Here is an 18,241-nt window from a genome sequence, read left to right as displayed (position 1 = left end):
GTGATGCTGACCGGCTGGGGTGATCATCAGCGAGATCCCAATCTATGTCCATCACATGATGGTGTGCCTCCATTTCTCATATTTCAAGATAAAGTTTCGGCTGTTTGATTTGTTTTGGCGCGGGTTTTGGAGGCTTGGATGGTTTTCCAGCAATGCGCCGGCCCTCAAAATTCACCCATGCCAACAAGGAATCAGTATATTCAAAATATTGCTCCTGAAGGTTTAGGGTCGCAATATCTATATGCCGGATAGTCAACTCTTTAAAATTGTGCACGGCTTTATTGCTTTCGGTTCCTTCTTCCAAGTTTGCATATGCCAAAAAACCGCTAGAATCATCATACCAAACGCAGTGGGCATATTGGTTCCGAATTTTCAAGCAATAACGAACTGAACTAATGGCCATTTCGAACTGAGTGCCAAGTCCAAGTTTATGGTAATTTTGCCTGCCAAACGTGTCAGCCATGCCAATACGACGCGATTCTCCCCTTTCCTTGAACATAGCCTTATATACTGTATCAAAGTCATCTCGCGTCACATTAACACAATGAAAAAGACTAAGCTCTATGTCGGCATATGCTACCAAAAGGCGTCCGATAATAATTCCTTCATTATTGAATTTGATAAAAGCTTTCTTTGATTCCATTTTTTCTACACACAACGATTAAAAGTTTTTTCGGTGCGCAGCTGACGCAAAAAGTGTAGTTTAAACGAAACGGTTCTGAATCGACAACATTTAGATTTTTAAAGGGGTTTTTCTGTTGGTTCGGGGCATTATGGTCTGATTTACCCCCACAAATCAAGGACTAAACCCCAAGCCGGAGAGGATGATCGTCTGTTTTGGAAGGTGTATATGACTATTACGGCACATGCCGACGCTCGCGGTGAAACCTGAGTTCTATCCCGTCTTTTCAATACGCTCTGGATACCGGATCAATTCCGGCATGACGAGAGCAGCACTTTTTACGAGTTCATCAATTTTTGCAGGTACAGCAATTTTCACGTTGGCTGTGCAAAGATGGTTCACCGAACACTCTGACCGACACTTACCAAATACTAACAACTCGACTTTGCTTCAAAAAACGCCGTTTCAAACAATCGGAACGCCGGTTGCAATAGACAATCTATTGCTCTTTCCTGTTTTACGAAGGTACCCGATAAAGCAAGGAGAACCGCTATGGTCGGAAGGCTTTTTCCCATCTTCCTGTTGGCGTTCGGGCTGATTTGGACAAGCTGCGGTGGCGGCGGCGTCAGTGGCTCTGGGCAAGTCTCTTCCTCCGGAACATCGAGCGGCAGCTCCACCGGAGGAGAGCGCAACCCGGTGTGCACCGCTGGCGTAAGCGACGGAGAAGTACAGCGGCCGGTATGGGTGGCCAATCTGTCCGGGCAGACCTCCTGGTTCGCCTCGCCCGTCGTGGCCGATCTGGACGACGACGGCGAGAACGAACTCATCGCCGCCTACTACTCCCTGTATGCCTTTACCCCCGACGGCGACCTGATCGATAAAGCGGACGGCAACGGAAGCCGTGTGTATGCGCCCCACGTCGTGGCGGATATGGAAGGGGACGGCATCATGGACATCGTCTGCGGCCAGGGGCGCCACGTCTACGCCTATGAATGGATCAACCACCAGTTCTCCCTGAAATCCGGCTGGCCACAGGACACCACCTGTTCCGGCAGTTCTCCGGAGGTGCGCGGGCTGGCGGCAGCCGATCTGGACGGCAACGGCTCCATCGAGATCATTGCCACCACCACTCAGACCCTGGCAACGTACCAGGGCGGCGCCCAGGTATTCGTCTGGTCGGCCGACGGCAATCTCTACCAGCCGGACGGATTGGCCTATGACGCCTGGCCGCGCTACAACAACCGCACCGGCGAAGGCGGCGATGCGGACCGCAACGAAATGGGGCACAGCGGATACGGGTGCTACGGTCTGAATGTCGCCGTGGGAAATATCGACGACGATGCGCAGCAGGAGATCACCGTCACCTATGACAACCATCACATCCAGGCTTTCGACCCCGACGGAGAAGCCATCGATGCGTCTTCCTGGTTCACCAACCGCAGCAGCGAGTACTCAGGCGCCCGCCTGACCTGGGGGCAGTTCATCCGCTGGTACGATCCGGATGTGGAGGAGGACCACTACCACCTGCATACTGGAACCTGGCCCAACCCCTCCTGGACCGAATGGCTGCAGTGGACCGCCTCTCCCCCTCACGTGGCGGATCTCGACCTGGACGGAGAAAACGAGGTGATCGGCATGCCCAATGTGGAGCGCAACATTCCCTACGAAACCCAGGCCTATGCCGTCGTGGTTCTGGAGGGGGCTTACGGCGACGGCAGCCGGTCGGCCATGCGCAAACCGGGCTGGGAAATGCCGCCGCGGGGCGATTTTCCCATCGAGGTGGATGGATGGTATCCTCCGGCCGGCGTTCCGGCGGCCGCCATTGTGGATCTGCAGGGAGATGCCCGAAAGGAGATCGTCGTTTCGCTCAACGACGGTTTCATGAGCTGCTTCGATTCCGATGCAAGCATGATCTGGCGATACAATTACACCCATGGCAAAACGATCATGTACGCCTCCGAACCCGTGGTGGCCGACCTGAATCGGGACGGCTCGCCCGAAGTGGTGTTTTCGACTTTCGGGGACCCCGATGTCAGCGACTCCGGCCGCCTGGTTATCCTGGGTGCCGACGGCAGCCAACTGTACGACATCGCACTGCCCGATCCGGGCTACAACGGCAACGGCAATGGGGCCCCGGCGGCTCCGACCGTTGCGGATCTGGACGGCGACGGCCAGTTGGAGATCATGGTCCAGACCTTCGATCATGGCATGGATATCTTCTCGGTTCCCGGCTCGGGATGCGACTGCCTTTTGTGGACCACGGCCCGAGGCGGACCGCTGCGCATGGGCCAGCCCAATGGTATCGATTGAAAGAAGCCCTAGCTTTCCATGGGATGAAACGGTGAAGCCGGAACAAAGCGTCCGCCCATGCGGTAGCGGGAAGCCGGGTGGACAAAGCGGCTGCGGGTGACAACGAGGTTGTCCGACCAGGTGCGGCGGAAGAGCACCAGACAGGGTTCATTGGGGCCCATGGCAAGCAGTTGACGGGTGGCCTTATCGGGCATGATGGCCTCGATGACATGCTCGGCCTCGGAAACGGGTAGTTCATTCAGCAGGTAGCGGCTGGGCGTAATGGCGGTAAAATCCTGCTCCAGAAAATTGGGGGCCACGGCCGGATTGACGTAGCGGTCTTCCAATTGAATGGGGCCGGCTTCATCCGAATGAATCAGGACGACGTGGAAGACCCTGGCGCCAGCCGTGACGTTGAGGGCCTGGGCCAGCTCCGGCGACGCCGTTTCAGAGGTCTGTCGATGAATTTCGCAGGAATGGACACCGCCGCGCTGGGCGATTTCTTCGGCTATGGGTTTAACGTCCAGCAGGGTGGAGGGTGATTTGGATTGGGCCACAAAGGTGCCCACCCCCTGCAGGCGGTGGAGAACGCCCTCGGCGGTTAATTCTCTCAAGGCGCGGTTCACCGTCATTTTCGAGGCCCCCAATTGTTGGATGAGGGTGTTTTCAGACGGCACGCGGGTTTCGGGCGACCATTGACCGGTTCTTATTTTCGCGAGGATATAATCCTTGACCTGTTGGTAAAGCGCGGTGGGTCGGCGGCGCGACAAACGGTCGGATGCGTGGATTCGGTTTGCCATGTTGGTTGTTTGAAGGTCTTCTGAGTATGAAAATTCTTGACAGGTCTGACTGGTTATATATACAAGCATATATATCTTGCGTCGGTCAAGGAGTTATTTTTCTTCAAGGAGAGGGCGAGACGCCACCAAAGCGGCTTTGCGCCCCAAGCGTTCCGCATCTCGCCCCAACCACCCATACCATCAGAACTGTTTCGGTTCAGGAGGATCGCCATGAACCCATCGGCGAAAGAAACCCTTTTCAAAGAATTACGGATTGGATCGGGCAAGCCGCGTCCGGTTAAAGCCCCCACTGGAAACCAGCTCCACTGCAAAGGCTGGCTTCAGGAGGCCGCCCTGCGCATGCTGTGCAACAATCTGGACCCGGACAACGGGGAAAACCCCGACGAACTGATCGTCTACGGCGGCATCGGCAAGGCAGCCCGCAACTGGGAGTGCTTCGATGCCATTGTGCGGACCCTGGTGGACCTCGAAAACGACGAAACCATGCTGGTCCAGTCCGGCAAACCCGTGGGGGTGATCAAGACCCACGCCCATGCCCCCCGGGTGTTCATCGCCAATTCCAACCTGGTGGGCCATTGGGACAACTGGACCCATTTCAACGAACTGGATAAAAAGGGACTGATGATGTACGGCCAGATGACGGCCGGATCATGGATCTATATCGGCACCCAGGGCATTCTCCAGGGCACCTATGAAACCTTCGCGGCTTTGGCTGATCAGCATTTCAACGGATCTCTGGCCGGCCGGATTTTCCTGAGCGGAGGACTCGGCGGCATGGGCGGGGCCCAGCCCCTGGCCGTCACCATGAACGGTGGCGTGGCCATCATTGTCGATGTGGACTGCAACCGCATCCAGCGGCGCCTGGATACGCGTTATCTGGACGTCACTACCGAGGACACGGACGAAGCCATCGCCATGGCCCGCAAAGCCGCTGAAGAAAAACGGGCCCTATCCATCGGCCTTTGCGGCAACTGTGCCGAGGTGCTGCCGGACATGATCGCCAAGGGCTTCATCCCGGATGTGGTCACAGACCAGACCAGCGCCCATGACGAACTGAACGGTTACGTCCCGGCCGGCATCCCCATGGAAGACGCCTGGAAACTGCGATTCTCCGATCCGGACAAGTATATCGAAAAGGCGCTGGACTCCATGGGCACCCACTGTCGGGCCATTCTGGACATGCAGTCCAAAGGGGCGGTGGCCTTTGACTATGGCAACAACCTGCGCGGCCAGGCCCTCAAGGTGGGGGTGACCAATGCCATGGACTACCCGGGGTTCACGCCGGCCTTTATCCGCCCCCTGTTCTGCGAAGGGGAGGGCCCGTTTCGCTGGGCCGCCCTTTCCGGCGACCCCGCCGATATCGCGGTCACCGACCAGGCACTCATGGACGCCTTTCCCTACAAGGAAAAAATGGTGCGCTGGCTCAAGATGGCCGGTGAACGGGTCCAGCACATGGGGCTCCCGGCCCGGATCTGCTGGCTGGGATACGGCGAGCGGGACAAGGCAGGCAAAATCTTCAACGACCTGGTGCGGGACGGCCGGGTCAAGGCCCCCATCGTCATCGGACGCGACCACCTGGACTGCGGTTCCGTGGCCTCGCCCTACCGGGAAACCGAAGCCATGAAGGACGGTTCGGACGCGGTGGCGGACTGGGCCCTGCTCAACTGCATGGCCTCGGTCGCCTCGGGGTCGGCCTGGACTTCGTTTCACGACGGCGGCGGCGTGGGCATCGGCTATGCCATGCATGCCGGCCAGGTCTGTGTGGTTGACGGCACGCCTGAAGCCGAACAACGGGTCACCACCGTCCTGCGCAACGATCCGGCCATCGGCGTCATGCGGCATGTGGATGCCGGCTATGATCTGGCGCAAAAGACAGCCAGGGAGCGAGGGGTTAAGATTCCGATGATGTCGATTTCGTAACTTTTTGGAGGCCCAATATGAAAAAAATCGTGGAATGCGTGCCCAATTTTTCCGAAGGGCGCAACCCGGAGACCATCGAGGCCATTGCCCAGGCCATCCGTGAGACCCCGGATTGCCGACTGCTGGATGTGGACCCCGGAGCGTCCACCAACCGCACCGTATACACATTTGTCGGCAGCCCCGAAGCCGTGGTGGAAGGCGCCCTGGCCGCGGCCCGTGTGGCCCGGAAGCGCATCGACATGCGCTCTCACAAAGGGGAGCATCCCCGCTTCGGGGCCATGGACGTCTGTCCGTTCATTCCCGTGGTCGGGGTGACCATGGAGGAATGCGTCGCCATCGCCAAAGATTTCGGCCGCCGGGCCGCCGAAGAACTGCAGGTCCCGTTTTTCCTCTACGAAGAAGCCGCCGGGCACGACTACCGCCGCAAACTCCCGGATGTACGGGCGGGGGAATACGAGGGGCTTGCCGCCAGACTCGACGATCCCCGCTGGTCCCCGGACTTCGGGCCGGCCGAGTTCGTGCCGTCCTGGGGGGCTACGGCCACTGGCGCCCGCAAGTTCCTCATCGCTTACAACGTCAACATCCTGGGGACCTCCAACCAGGCCCATCGCATTGCCCTGAACCTGAGGGAAGCGGGCCGGGGCGAAGATGAACCCGGCCGTTTGAAAGACGTCAAGGGCATGGGCTGGTATGTGGACGAGTACAACCTGGCCCAGGTGACCGTCAATCTCAACGACTACACCGTCACGCCGATCCACGTACTTTACGAAGAGGTCAAAAAGGATGCGGCCGATTTGAATGTGGGGGTGGCCGGATCGGAAATCGTTGGGGTCGTCCCCCTGGAAGCCATTCTCATGGCGGCCGAATACTACATCGAGAAGGAAAACCTCTTCATCCTGGACGAGGACCAGAAGGTCCGCCTGGCAGTGGAGCGCCTGGGGCTCAATTCGGTGGCGCCTTTCCATCCCGAGGAGAAAATCGTCGATTACATCGTGGCGGAACCGCCGGACGAACCCCTGGCGAGTCTCCCGGTGCGGGGTTTTATCGAAGAGGTGGCCTCCCGTTCGTCCGCTCCGGGGGGCGGCTCGGTGTCTGCCCTGCTGGCCGCTTTGGGAACGGGATTGGGCTCCATGGTGGGCAAACTGACCTTCGGGGTGCGCAAGTTCGAGGACCTGGATGCAAAGATGCGGGAGATCATACCGCCCCTTCACACCCTTTCGAAAGAGCTGATTCCCATGATCGATGCGGATACCAATGCCTTTACCGAATACATGGAAGGCCTGCGCATGCCGCGGGACACCGAAGAGCAGCGGGCCGACCGGAGCACTAAAATGCAGACGGGGTTGAAGACGGCGATCCGTGTGCCTTTGAAAACCATGCAGTTGGGTGATGAGGCCTGGGAGGCCATGTGTGAAGTGGCCCGCTACGGCAATCCGGCGTCCAAATCGGATGTTCAGGTGGGAGCGCGGGCGCTGGAAACCGGTATCTGGGGGGCTTATCAGAACGTATTGATCAATATGGGCGGCATTCGGGACGAGGCCTTCAAAAAGGAGATCCTGGCCGAAGCCGAAGGCATGATGGACAGGGCGAAAAAAAAGTGTGCCGAAGTGCTGGCTATTCTGGATGAACGCGGCTAACGCCTATTACGCGCAAAAGCTCAGCGCACATCGGCTGGATCGGGTCTATACCATTGCCCGTCCCCGGGTGCGGCAATATCTCCAGGCGGAGATGGATCACGTTCAGGCGGCCATTCGACCCGGGGACCGGGTGCTTGAGCTGGGCTGCGGCACCGGCCGGGTGCTGGCCCATGTGGCCCGGGATGCCGGAATGGCCTGGGGCGTGGATACGGCATTTGCAAGTGTCGCATTGGCCCGTTTGCGGTACCCTGACCTCGGGTGGGCGGTGATGGATGCCGCCCGGCTCGGATTCCCGCCTGGCTGCTTCGATCTGGTGATAGGGGTGCAGAATTTTATCAGCGCCTGTAAGGTGCCACCCGAAGACCTTGTGCGGGAAAGCCTGCGGGTGACACGTCCGGGAGGGCGGGTTTTGCTTTCCAGCTACGCCGAGGCCTTCTGGCCCCATCGGCTGGAATGGTTCCGGGACCAGGCCGATGAAGGATTGCTGGGAGCCATTGACAAGGACGCCACCGGAAACGGAGTCATTGTGGGTCAGGATGGTTTCAGGGCCACCACCTTCAGCCCGGAGGATTTTGCCGATCTGGCCAGGCGGTTGGGGGCTGATGTGGATGTTTACGAAATCGATCGTTCCAGTGTCTTTTGTCAAATTATCAAATAAGGGTAAACCCCCATGCAAATGCCGTCAGAAATCAATCATAACAGCTTGACCGGTGGCTGGGACGCCCTCTGGCTGGACTGCCATCTGGCCACCATGGCCGGTCCAAAGCCCTATGGCATCATCGCGGATGGGGCTCTGGCGGTGAAAGACGGCCGGATCGCCTGGATCGGGCCGGCGGCCGAGCTGCCTGCCGGTGCCGAAAAACGGACCGGTGTCGTTCACCGATTGAACAACGCCTGGGTTACCCCCGGTTTCATCGACTGCCACACCCACCTGGTTTATGCCGGCAACCGCGCGCACGAATTTGAGCTGCGGCTCAATGGTGCCACCTACGAAGAAATTGCCCGGGCCGGCGGCGGGATTGTCAGCACGGTCAAGGCGGTGCGGGCGGCCAGTGAAGAAGAATTGGTTGCACAATCCACCCCCCGCTTGCGTGCGCTGCAGTCCGAAGGGGTGACCACGGTGGAGATCAAATCCGGCTACGGGCTGGAAACCGCCTCCGAACTCAAGATGCTCCGGGTGGCACGGCGCTTGGGGCAGGACCATCCGGTGACGGTGCATGCCACGTTCCTGGGAGCCCATGCCCAGCCGCCCGAGTTCCAGGGCCGATCCGATGCCTATATCGATCTGGTGATCGAAGAAATGCTGCCGGCAGTGGCGGCGGCGAACCTGGCCAATGCCGTGGATGTCTTCTGTGAAAATATTGCTTTTTCGGTGGCCCAGACCGAGCGCGTTTTTAAAGCGGCCGTTGATTGCGGGCTGCCGGTCAAGCTGCATGCCGAGCAGCTCAGCGACCAGAAAGGCGCCATCCTGGCCACCCGGTACGATGCCCTCAGCGTGGACCACGTGGAATATATTCAGCCGGATGGTGTGGCCGCCTTGGCCGACCGGGGCACGGTGGCCGTGCTGCTGCCAGGCGCATTCTATTTTATTCACGAAACCCAGAAGCCGCCTGTGAAAGGCTTCCGTCAGGCCGGTGTGCCCATGGCACTGGCCACGGACTGCAATCCGGGCACCAGTCCCTGTACGTCACCCCTGCTCATGATGAACATGGCCTGCGTGAATTTTGGGCTGACCCCCGCCGAAGCCCTGGCCGGTTTCACGACGAATGCCGCCCATGCCCTTGGCATTGCGGCGGACTTTGGCACGCTGGAAGCGGGAAAGCAGGCCGACCTGGCCGTTTGGGATATCCAGACACCGGCCGAACTGGCCTATCGGCTGGGCGGAAACCCCTGTAGCAAGGTCATCAAGACCGGTGAAATCGTCGTTAACCGATAACGAGTGGCTACATAAAACCCCGAAAAAAAATAAAGGAGGGAGTATCATGGTGAAGAAAATCGGTATCTGTGCATTGGCTGTTTTTCTGGTGGCCGGATTGTCCGGTATGGCAACCGCCACGGACACCATCAAGATCGGTTTCCATGCGCCACTGACCGGCTTTGCGGCCAGTGACGGCAAGTCGTCGACGGAAGGAGCCAAGCTGGCGGTGAACCAGGTCAACGCCGCAGGCGGCGTCCTGGGCAAACAATTGGAACTGGTAATCTACGACGATCAGGCCAAGCCGGCCCAGTCCATTCCCATCGCCAACAAACTCATCGGCCAGGATAAAGTCGTGGTGGGGATTTCCGGTTCCTACTCCGGTGCCACCCGATCGGCGGCCGGTGTTTTCCAGGAAGCTAAAATTCCTTACATCAGTGCCTATGCCATTCATCCCGACATCACCCGCGCCGGCGAGTATGTCTTCCGTACCAGTTTCCTGGGAGAGGTGCAGGGCCGTGCCGGGGCCAAACTGCTCGGTGACATGATGGGCAAGAAAAAGGTGGTCATCATCACCCTGCAGAACGACTTCGGAAAATCCCTGGCCGCCGGTTTCAAGGAAAAGGCCGCCGATTACGGGATCAATATCGTCAATGAATACCAGTATTCCATCAAAGATCGCCAGTTCGGCTCCATCGTGGCCAAGGTCAGGGCGGACAATCCGGACGCCATCTACGCCTCCGGGTATTACTTCACGGCCGGCCCCCTGGTCAGCCAGCTGCGGGCGGCCGGTGTGACCTGCCCCATCATCGGTCAGGAAGGCTATGACAGCCAGAAATTTATCGAGATTGCCGGCTCGGCGGCCGAAGGGATTATCATCACCACTAGTCTGGACCGCGATTCCAAGGTACCTGAAACTGCGGATTTCATCGCGGCGTTTGAAAAACAGGCCGGTTTCAAGTCGGATATGGTGGCTGCCAGCGGCCATACGGCCGTAATGGTAGCGGCCGACGCAATCAAACGGGCCGGAAGCACCGATCCCGCGAAGGTGCTGGCCGCCATCCAGGCCACGGATCTCAAGGTGTCCACCGGCACCATCAAGTTCAATGCCCTGGGCGAAGTCATGAAGGCCGTTCAGGTTCAGGTGGTCAAGGACGGCAACTGGCATCACTATGACGTCATCGATGATCCCGCGCTGCTGGCACCGCCGGCGGAATAGCGAGGGCTTCACTTCGTCTATCACGAGAGTTCATCATCCCCCCTTCCAAAGGGGGGATGATGCGGTTATGCCTTTTTAGGCTCCTGAATCCGGGCAAACCGGGAAGATTCATCAAGACCAGCGCTTTCCCGGAAAGATAATCAGCAGATGGGAAATTTCTGAATGCTATATCTCGAACTGCTCATCCAAGGCCTGATCTACGGCAGCATGTACGCGATCATCGCCGTGGGGCTGACCCTCGTCTACGGGCTGCTGCGCATCCTGCACGTGGCCCATGCCGGATTGTTTGCGTTAGGCGGCTACATGGGGCTGTTGATCACCAACAGCACCGGCAGCCTCATTTTGGGCATGCCCCTGGCCGCCGCCCTGGTAGGCGTAGTGGGCATGGCCATCTATCGCATCTGCTACCAGCCCATCCTGGACCAGCCGCCCTACGTAGCCCTCATCGCTTCCATCGGGCTGTTCATCGCCATGGAGGAGATGTTTCGTCTGATCTTCGGCCCCTTTGGATTGACTTACACCGATGCGCCCCTGCAGTCCGTGGTCCAGTTCGCCGGCATTTATCTGAGAACAGTGGACCTGGCCATTGTAGCGGGCAGCGTTTCGCTGCTCGGTGCACTTTCCTGGCTGTCCCAGAAAACTCGTATCGGACTGGCCTGGCGCGCCACCGTGGACGATCCGCAGATTGCCGAAAGTTTCGGGATCAGCGTGCTCAACGTTCGGTACCTGAATTTTTTCATCGGTTCGGCTCTGGCCGCCGTGGCCGGCGTTTTCATCTCGCTGCTGTCCAACCTGGTGGAGCCGACCATGGGCGGGGTGCCCAGCTACAAGGCCCTGGCCATCATCGTTTTAGGAGGGCTGGGCAATGTCGCCGGCACCCTGATCGCCTCGCTGGTGTTGGGTGTGGTGGAGGCCTTCGGTACGATTTACATTGGGGATATCTTAGACCGCGACGCCATTGCGTTTGCCTTTTTAATCATTGTTTTGATGATCCGCCCCGAGGGCCTTTTCGCACGGAGGTAGTCCATGGGTATCTATGAACTTTCCCTGGCCACGGTGGTGGGGATCAACATCATCCTGGCGGTGGGATTGAACCTGATTACCGGTTTCTGCGGCCAGATCAGCCTGGGGCACGCCGCCTTTTACGGGATCGGCGCCTACACCGCCGCCCTCATGGCCAAGGCGGGGATGCCGGGGCCCGTGAATCTCGTGGCGGCCATGGTCATGGCCGGTGCCGTGGGCGTGTTGGTGGGTATGACCAGCCTGCGGGTACGCGAGGATTTTCTGGCAATTACCACCATGGGCGTCGGGTTTCTGTTTCTGGGCATTGTTCGCCAGCAGGAAAGCCTGCTGGGGGGCGAGCTGGGCATCAGCTCCATCCCCTCCTTCGGTGTGGGTAAAATGGGATTTTTCGTGCTGGTCCTGGTCCTGGCCGTCCTGGCCGTTGCTTTCAGTCTTTACATCAAACGCTCCTGGATGGGGTTTGCCTTTGAAGCCGTGGCCGATGACGAGGATACGGCCCGGGTGATTTCGGTAGATGTGCCGGCCTACAAGCTCGCCGCCTTTGCCCTGGGAACGGCCCTGGCCGGCCTGGCCGGCGGCCTGTACTGCTATTTCGCCCGATTCATCGTCCCGGACGATTTCGGATTCATCACCTCCATCAGTGTGTTGTCCATGGTTGCCGTGGGCGGCATCGGCAGCGTGTTCGGGGTGATCGTCGGCACCGCGCTTCTGACGCTCATACCCGAGTTCTTCCGCTTCATCAGCGACTACAAGCTGCTGGTCTACGGGGCACTGCTGTTCGGGGTCATGCGTTTCGCGCCGGACGGCCTGGCCGGGTTGACGGCGCTGGCGTTCAAACGAGTCCAGCGCAAAGGCGGTGCGGTATGAGCGAATTGCTGACCGTGCAGGATGTGACCATGCATTTCGGCGGTGTGCACGCCCTCACCGACGTTTCCTTCGAGGTGCAGGATGGCGAATTCCTCTGCCTGATCGGTCCCAATGGGGCCGGGAAGACCACCATGCTCAAGGCCATCGTGGGCGCCATTCGCCCTCAGAAAGCCCGAATCCAACTCGACGGCCGGGAAATCAGCGGCCTGCCCACCCACCGCCGGATTCACCTGGGGCTGGCACTGACGCATCAGATCGTGCGCCCTTTTCGATCCATGACCCTGAAGGACAACGTGGCCCTGGCCGTGGGGCACCGCCGCATCCGGCGGGTTTGGACCGCCCTGGGTGGCTTGGATCGGAACAAAGAGCGCGCCGAGGCCCTCAAACTGCTGGAGATGGTCGACATCCACACCTATGCCGACCAGGCGGTGGCCGGCCAGCCCCTGGGCGTTTTGAAGCGCCTGGAGGTGGCCCGGGCCCTGGCCCTGCAACCCCGCCTGCTGCTCCTGGACGAACCCCTGGCCGGATTGAACCATGTGGAGGCGGCCCACCTGGCGGACACCATCGTTCGGATCAACCGGGAGGGGCTTACCATTGTCATGATCGAGCACAACCTCGGTGAAGTACTGAGGGTGGGCCACCGCCTGGTGGTCCTGGACAACGGCCGGAAAATCGCCGAGGGGCTTCCCCGGGACGTCATGCAGATGTCCAATGTCCGGGCGGCCTACGTGGGCAAGGAGGCAAACGATGCTGCGGCTTGAGTCGCTGAGTTGCGGTTACGGACAGATGCGGGCGGTGCACGCTCTGGACCTGGAGGCCCGCACTGGCCGCATCACTGCCCTTTTGGGTGCCAACGGTGCCGGCAAGAGTTCCACAATCATGTGCATTGCCGGTCATGTGGATGTTTTTGAAGGCCGCGTCCTTTACAAGGAGGCCGCTATCACGGGTTGGAATCCGATGCAGCGGGTCAAGGCCGGCATCGGCCTGGTGCCCGAGGGGCGGCGTCTTTTCAGTTCCCTGTCGGTGCGTGAAAACCTCGTGATCGGCGGCTACTGCCGTGCCAAAGCCGACACCGCCGCCGGCGTCGACCAGGTGGTGCAAATGTTTCCCCGCCTGGGAGAACGCTTTCACCAGCGGGCCGGTTCGCTTTCCGGGGGCGAACAGCAAATGCTGTCCATCGGCCGGGCGTTGATGAGTCAGCCTGAACTGCTCTTGATCGACGAACTGAGCCTGGGGCTGATGCCCAAAGCGATCGATATCTGCTATGCCGTCATTGCCGATCTGAAGGCCAAGGGCATGACCATCGTCCTGGTGGAGCAGTCCACCCAGCGGGCCCTCGAGGTGGCGGACGATGTCACGGTGCTGGAAAGCGGGGCGGTTGTCTGGCGGGGGTCCGCCCAGGATGCCCGGGAGTCCACGGAAATGATCGATGCCAGCCTGGGGTTGACGCGAAACGTTTAATCTCGACCATTTACCGCCATTACCGTTATCTGGGCTTTTGCACAAACAGGCAATTCCGTGGCAGTGAGAGGTTGTGTTATACCTGATAAAATGCCTGTTTGAAATCAGTCTTCCGAGTGGAAGCTGCGGATAATGTACCCGCCTGACTTCTCATCGGGCTCCAGGTCCATCAGCCCGCGGCTGGCGGCCTCGTCCAACAGGCGCTTGAAGGAGCGGAAGCCGTAGTAGGATTCATTGAATCCGGGGCGTCGCCGCTTGAGTGTCTGTTTGACCATCGAACCCCAGATCTTCTCTTCCGAACCCCGCTCCTCGGCCAGAGCCTCCAGGGTTTCCATCACCAGATCCAATGCCTCCTGGGCCAGCGCTTCGGCGTCCTCCTTGGCCGTCTCGGCAACCTGCTCCTTGGGTTTCTTGGCCGGCGGTTTGCGGGCCGGCTTCTTGGCCTTTTTCTTCTTTCTCACCAGGTCGTCGTAGTACATGAACTCGTCGCAGTTGGCGATCAGCAGATCCGAACTGGAATTCTTCACGCCCACTCCGATGACGTTCTTGTTGTTCTCGCGCAGCTTGCTGACCAGAGGAGAGAAGTCGGAGTCGCCGCTGACAATCACGAAGGTGTCCACGTGGGATTTGGTATAGCACAGATCCAAGGCGTCCACGACCATGCGGATGTCGGCCGAATTTTTGCCCGACTGCCGCACGTGGGGGATCTCGATTAGTTCGAAGGCCGCTTCGTGCATGGCCGCCTTGAACTCTTTGTAGCGCTCCCAGTCGCAGTACGCCTTTTTTACCACGATGCTGCCCTTGAGCAGCAGGCGCTCGAGTACTTTGTTGATGTCGAACTGGGCGTAGCGGGCATCGCGAACGCCAAGGGCCACATTTTCAAAATCGCAGAACACGGCCAGATTGGCTGTTTCCAGAGTCTTGTTCATTTTTTCTTTCAATTCCTGTCGGTGTTGAGACCGGAGAGAGGCATTTTTCTTCACCATACCCCTTCCGGCTAAAAAAAGAAACGGTTATGCCCGCCGCATTTTCGCACCTTCGTTTTAGCTAAAGGAGGCGATTAAGGCGAAACACCTACTTTAGTTTTACAAACGCCGGATGATTCTTACCTTCATATCAACTGAAAACGAAAGGAGATGCTCATGGCTCAACTGGATACGACATCGACACCCTACCCCCTGGAGACGGTTAACCTTACAGCCGAGGACCCGAACATCGATCTTGACGCGGCCAGGGCTCTGGCCAAAACAAAGGCCCGGGAGATGGACCCCAATGCCATGATGCTGTCCTACCACAGCGAAAAAACCGGTGAGTTCTGGCCTGCCTATGAATGCGGCGGAGGCGGCCGGCCGCCCTGGATCGTGTTTGCCGAAGCCCGCGGATACAACCTGAAAATTGATGTTAACGGCGGCGATTACGAGTTCTTTTACCTGCGGTTTTAGTTGGCTGTCTGTACTACCGTGTCAGGCGGCCTTGGCAGGATGATATAATGCCCGCATTCCGATCTCTTTTCTGAATCGGCCTGGGAACCGAACCTGGAGCGATCATTTATATAGAACTTTTATCTCCCTCACCCGTTCCCTCTCCCCTGGGGAGAGGGAACGAAAACTGTAACGGTTAATCCTTCATTGAATTGCCGTGATTGCCGGGTAGCGCCCCTCGCCCCTTAAGGGGAGAGGGGCGGGGGTGTGGGGTGATAGAAAACAATCACCCTGCGGGAATCGATCGCACCTATTGACATCATAGCAAATGCTGCCCGATAATAAAAATTTCCTGCCGAGGAAAGGATGGTACCCATGGCCCATGAAGACGCCGACGCCATTGCCTCCGAGATCGCCCTGGAAAACCGGGAGTGGATCGAAAGCCTGGATTACGTCTATGAAAATCAGGGCCCCCAACGGGTTCTGGAACTGCTGCGCCATCTTCAGGTAAGGGCGCAGCAGCGCGGCGTATCGGTTCCCTTTTCCGCCAACACGCCCTATATCAACACCATACCGGCCAGCCGGCAGCCGGCCTTTCCCGGCAGCCGGGAAATCGAACGGCGCATCAAGAGCATTATCCGATGGAACGCCATGGCCATGGTGGTCCGTGCCAACCGGCAGCACAGCGGCATCGGTGGCCACATTTCCACCTTTGCCTCCAGCGCCACCCTTTACGAGGTCGGCTTCAACCACTTCTTCCGCGCCAAAAGCGCCGGCCACCCCGGCGACATCGTTTATTTCCAGGGTCACGCCGCCCCCGGTATTTACGCCCGGGCCTTTCTCGAAGGCCGCATCGACGCCAACCGCATGGAGCATTTCCGTCGGGAACTGGCCGAGGGCGGGGGGCTGAGTTCCTATCCCCACCCCTACCTGATGCCCGAGTTCTGGCAGTTCCCCACGGTTTCCATGGGGCTGTCGCCGATCATGGCGATCTACCAGGCCCGCTTCAACCGCTACCTGGAGGACCGGGGGATCAAGCCGCCCGACGACGTCCGCGTGTGGGCCTTTCTGGGCGACGGGGAAACGGACGAACCCGAATCCCTGGGCGCCATCACCCTGGCAGCGCGGGAACGGCTGGATAATCTGATTTTCGTGGTCAACTGCAACCTTCAGCGTCTGGATGGACCGGTGCGCGGAAACGGCAAGATTATCCAGGAACTGGAAGCCGCTTTCCGCGGGGCGGGCTGGAATGTGATCAAGGTTATCTGGGGTGACGACTGGGATCCGCTATTGGCCCAGGACGACCAGGGCCTGCTGGCCAAACGCATGGAGGAGGTGCCCGACGGCCAGTACCAGATGTATTCGGTGGCCGGCGGCAGCTATATCCGCAAGGATTTTTTCGGCCGCTATCCGGAACTGACCCGCATGGTGGAAAACTACACCGACGAGCAACTTGCCAAACTGCGCCGCGGCGGACACGATCCCCAGAAAATCTATGCCGCCTACCAGGCGGCGGTGAACCACAAAGGCGCACCCACGGTGATCCTGGCCAAGACTATCAAGGGCTACGGATTGGGAGAGGCCGGTGAGGGGCGCAATGTCACCCACCAGCAGAAAAAGCTCAACGAGGATGAACTGAGGCATTTCAGGAGCCGCTTCGGCATTCCCATCCCTGACGACCAGATTCGGGAGGCCCCCTTTTACCGGCCCGACGAAAACAGCGAGGAGGTCCGCTACCTCAAGGAGCGCCGCAAGGCCCTGGGTGGCTACCTGCCGGCCCGCAGCGTATCGGTGCCCATTTTCCGGCCGCCGGGAAAGACCTTGTACGCCGAACTTCTGAAAGATTCGGGTAGCCGGGAGGTGGCCACGACCATGGTCATGGTGACCCTTCTGGGCAAGCTACTGGCGGACGAGAAGATCGGGCGCTACCTGGTTCCCATCGTGCCCGACGAGGCCCGGACCTTCGGTATGGAGAGCCTGTTCCGCAAAATCGGCATCTATTCCCACGTGGGCCAGAACTACGAACCGGTGGATCGAAGCAGCCTGCTGTATTACAAGGAAGCCACCGACGGCCAGATCCTGGAGGAGGGCATCAGCGAAGCCGGGTCCATGGCCTCGTTCATCGCCGCCGGCACGGCGTACTCCACCTTCGACATCAACATGGTGCCCTTCTTTTTTTTCTACTCCATGTTCGGATTCCAGCGCATCGGCGACATGATTTGGGCGGCCGGAGACGTCCAGGCGCGCGGATTCCTGCTGGGAGCCACCGCCGGGCGTACCACGCTGGCCGGCGAGGGCCTCCAGCATCAGGACGGCAACAGCCACATTCTTGCCATGGCCAATCCGTCTGTTCTGGCCTACGACCCGGCCTTTGCCTTCGAGATCGCCGTGATCGTGCGCGAGGGCCTGCGCCGCATGCTGGAAGAGGGCCAGAACCTGGTTTACTACCTGACGATCGCCAACGAATTTTATCCCATGCCGGCCATGCCGCAAGGCGTCGAGGAGGGCATTCTCAAGGGAATCTATAAATTCTCGCCCTCTTCTCTCGACAAGCCCAAGGCCCGCGCCCATCTGCTGGGCAGCGGCGCCATCCTCAACGAATGCCTCAAGGCTCGAGATCTGCTGGAAGAGAATTTCGGGGTGGCGGCCGACGTCTGGAGCGTCACCAGCTACAAGAACCTGTACTGGGATGCCCTGGAGACGGAGCGGACCAACCGCCTCAATCCGGACAAAAAGCCCAGCGCCAGTTTTCTCCAGCGCCAGACCGCTGGCGCGTCCGGCGTGTTCGTGGCCGCCAGCGACTATCTCAAGGCCCTGCCGGAAACCATCGCCCGCCACCTGCCGGGTCCGGTGACGGTTCTGGGCACCGACGGATATGGCCGCAGCGAAACCCGCGAGGCCCTGCGCGACTTTTTCGAGGTCGATGCCAGGCACATCGCCTTTGCCGCTCTGGCCGCCCTGGTTCGGGAAGGCACACTTCCCCGGTCCGTGGTGAAAAAAGCACGCAATACATTCAAGATCGACCCCGAGCGTTCCAACCCCTTGTTCGTCTAGAAGAAGGAGGCGC

15 protein-coding genes are annotated in these 18,241 nt (G+C 59.3%); 12 read left to right on the top strand and 3 right to left on the bottom strand.

Going from position 1 to position 18,241, the window contains the following annotated elements:
- Positions 1-76: 76 nt before the first annotated feature.
- A complete protein-coding gene (locus GN111_RS21620) occupies positions 77-643 on the bottom strand; it encodes a hypothetical protein (RefSeq protein ID WP_155305748.1) in 567 nt (188 codons plus the stop codon).
- A gap of 531 nt (positions 644-1,174) precedes the next feature.
- On the opposite strand from GN111_RS21620, the gene GN111_RS21615 reads away from it, so the two are divergent.
- Complete coding sequence (locus GN111_RS21615) at positions 1,175-2,932, top strand: FG-GAP repeat domain-containing protein (protein ID WP_155305747.1); 1,758 nt, start codon at positions 1,175-1,177, stop codon at positions 2,930-2,932.
- 8 nt (positions 2,933-2,940) lie between these two features.
- On the opposite strand, the gene hutC is transcribed toward GN111_RS21615, so the two are convergent.
- The gene (hutC, locus tag GN111_RS21610) at positions 2,941-3,711 is read right to left on the bottom strand and encodes a histidine utilization transcriptional repressor HutC (protein WP_155305746.1); all 771 of its coding nucleotides are present in this window, start codon (positions 3,709-3,711) and stop codon (positions 2,941-2,943) included.
- A gap of 210 nt (positions 3,712-3,921) precedes the next feature.
- Here hutC and hutU point away from each other — a divergent pair, with 210 nt between their 5' ends.
- From hutU to GN111_RS21565, 9 genes are all read left to right on the top strand, one after another.
- Positions 3,922-5,631, top strand: a complete 1,710-nt coding sequence (gene hutU, locus GN111_RS21605; RefSeq protein WP_155305745.1) for a urocanate hydratase — start codon at positions 3,922-3,924, stop codon at positions 5,629-5,631.
- A gap of 17 nt (positions 5,632-5,648) precedes the next feature.
- The gene (gene ftcD, locus GN111_RS21600) at positions 5,649-7,268 is read left to right on the top strand and encodes a glutamate formimidoyltransferase (RefSeq protein ID WP_155305744.1); all 1,620 of its coding nucleotides are present in this window, start codon (positions 5,649-5,651) and stop codon (positions 7,266-7,268) included.
- A complete protein-coding gene (locus tag GN111_RS21595; protein WP_155305743.1) occupies positions 7,255-7,926 on the top strand; it encodes a class I SAM-dependent methyltransferase in 672 nt (223 codons plus the stop codon). The genes ftcD and GN111_RS21595 overlap by 14 nt, the downstream gene beginning before the upstream one ends.
- Positions 7,927-7,938: 12 nt before the next feature.
- Positions 7,939-9,204 (top strand): imidazolonepropionase, encoded by a 1,266-nt coding sequence (gene hutI, locus GN111_RS21590; protein ID WP_231715520.1) that lies wholly within the window; start codon positions 7,939-7,941, stop codon positions 9,202-9,204.
- Between the two features lie 46 nt (positions 9,205-9,250).
- Entirely contained in the window at positions 9,251-10,402 is a 1,152-nt protein-coding gene (locus tag GN111_RS21585) for an ABC transporter substrate-binding protein (RefSeq protein ID WP_155305742.1), read from the top strand.
- A 162-nt stretch (positions 10,403-10,564) separates the two neighbouring features.
- On the top strand, positions 10,565-11,425 hold the full coding sequence (locus GN111_RS21580; RefSeq protein WP_155305741.1) for a branched-chain amino acid ABC transporter permease: 861 nt from the start codon (positions 10,565-10,567) through the stop codon (positions 11,423-11,425).
- 3 nt (positions 11,426-11,428) lie between these two features.
- Positions 11,429-12,292 carry a branched-chain amino acid ABC transporter permease gene (locus GN111_RS21575; protein WP_155305740.1) on the top strand — a complete coding sequence of 288 codons (864 nt, stop codon included), beginning with the start codon at positions 11,429-11,431 and terminating at the stop codon, positions 12,290-12,292.
- Positions 12,289-13,053 carry an ABC transporter ATP-binding protein gene (locus GN111_RS21570; RefSeq protein WP_155305739.1) on the top strand — a complete coding sequence of 255 codons (765 nt, stop codon included), beginning with the start codon at positions 12,289-12,291 and terminating at the stop codon, positions 13,051-13,053. Before GN111_RS21575 ends, GN111_RS21570 begins: the two co-directional genes overlap by 4 nt.
- Positions 13,040-13,753, top strand: a complete 714-nt coding sequence (locus GN111_RS21565; RefSeq protein WP_155305738.1) for an ABC transporter ATP-binding protein — start codon at positions 13,040-13,042, stop codon at positions 13,751-13,753. The genes GN111_RS21570 and GN111_RS21565 overlap by 14 nt, the downstream gene beginning before the upstream one ends.
- A 104-nt stretch (positions 13,754-13,857) precedes the next feature.
- Here GN111_RS21565 and GN111_RS21560 read toward each other — a convergent pair whose 3' ends face one another.
- The gene (locus tag GN111_RS21560; RefSeq protein WP_155305737.1) at positions 13,858-14,682 is read right to left on the bottom strand and encodes an NYN domain-containing protein; all 825 of its coding nucleotides are present in this window, start codon (positions 14,680-14,682) and stop codon (positions 13,858-13,860) included.
- A 213-nt stretch (positions 14,683-14,895) separates the two neighbouring features.
- Between GN111_RS21560 and GN111_RS21555 the strand changes: the two genes are divergently transcribed.
- Together GN111_RS21555 and aceE are read left to right on the top strand one after the other, a co-directional pair.
- Positions 14,896-15,195 carry an AF1514 family protein gene (locus GN111_RS21555; RefSeq protein WP_155305736.1) on the top strand — a complete coding sequence of 100 codons (300 nt, stop codon included), beginning with the start codon at positions 14,896-14,898 and terminating at the stop codon, positions 15,193-15,195.
- 354 nt (positions 15,196-15,549) lie between these two features.
- Positions 15,550-18,228, top strand: coding sequence for a pyruvate dehydrogenase (acetyl-transferring), homodimeric type (gene aceE / locus GN111_RS21550; RefSeq protein ID WP_155305735.1), 2,679 nt, complete (start codon positions 15,550-15,552; stop codon positions 18,226-18,228).
- Positions 18,229-18,241: the final 13 nt, after the last annotated feature.

Source organism: Desulfosarcina widdelii (genome assembly GCF_009688965.1).
GTDB lineage: Bacteria > Desulfobacterota > Desulfobacteria > Desulfobacterales > Desulfosarcinaceae > Desulfosarcina > Desulfosarcina widdelii.
Note: the sequence above shows the minus strand (reverse complement) of the source record. Positions and strands in the feature narration are given on the sequence as shown.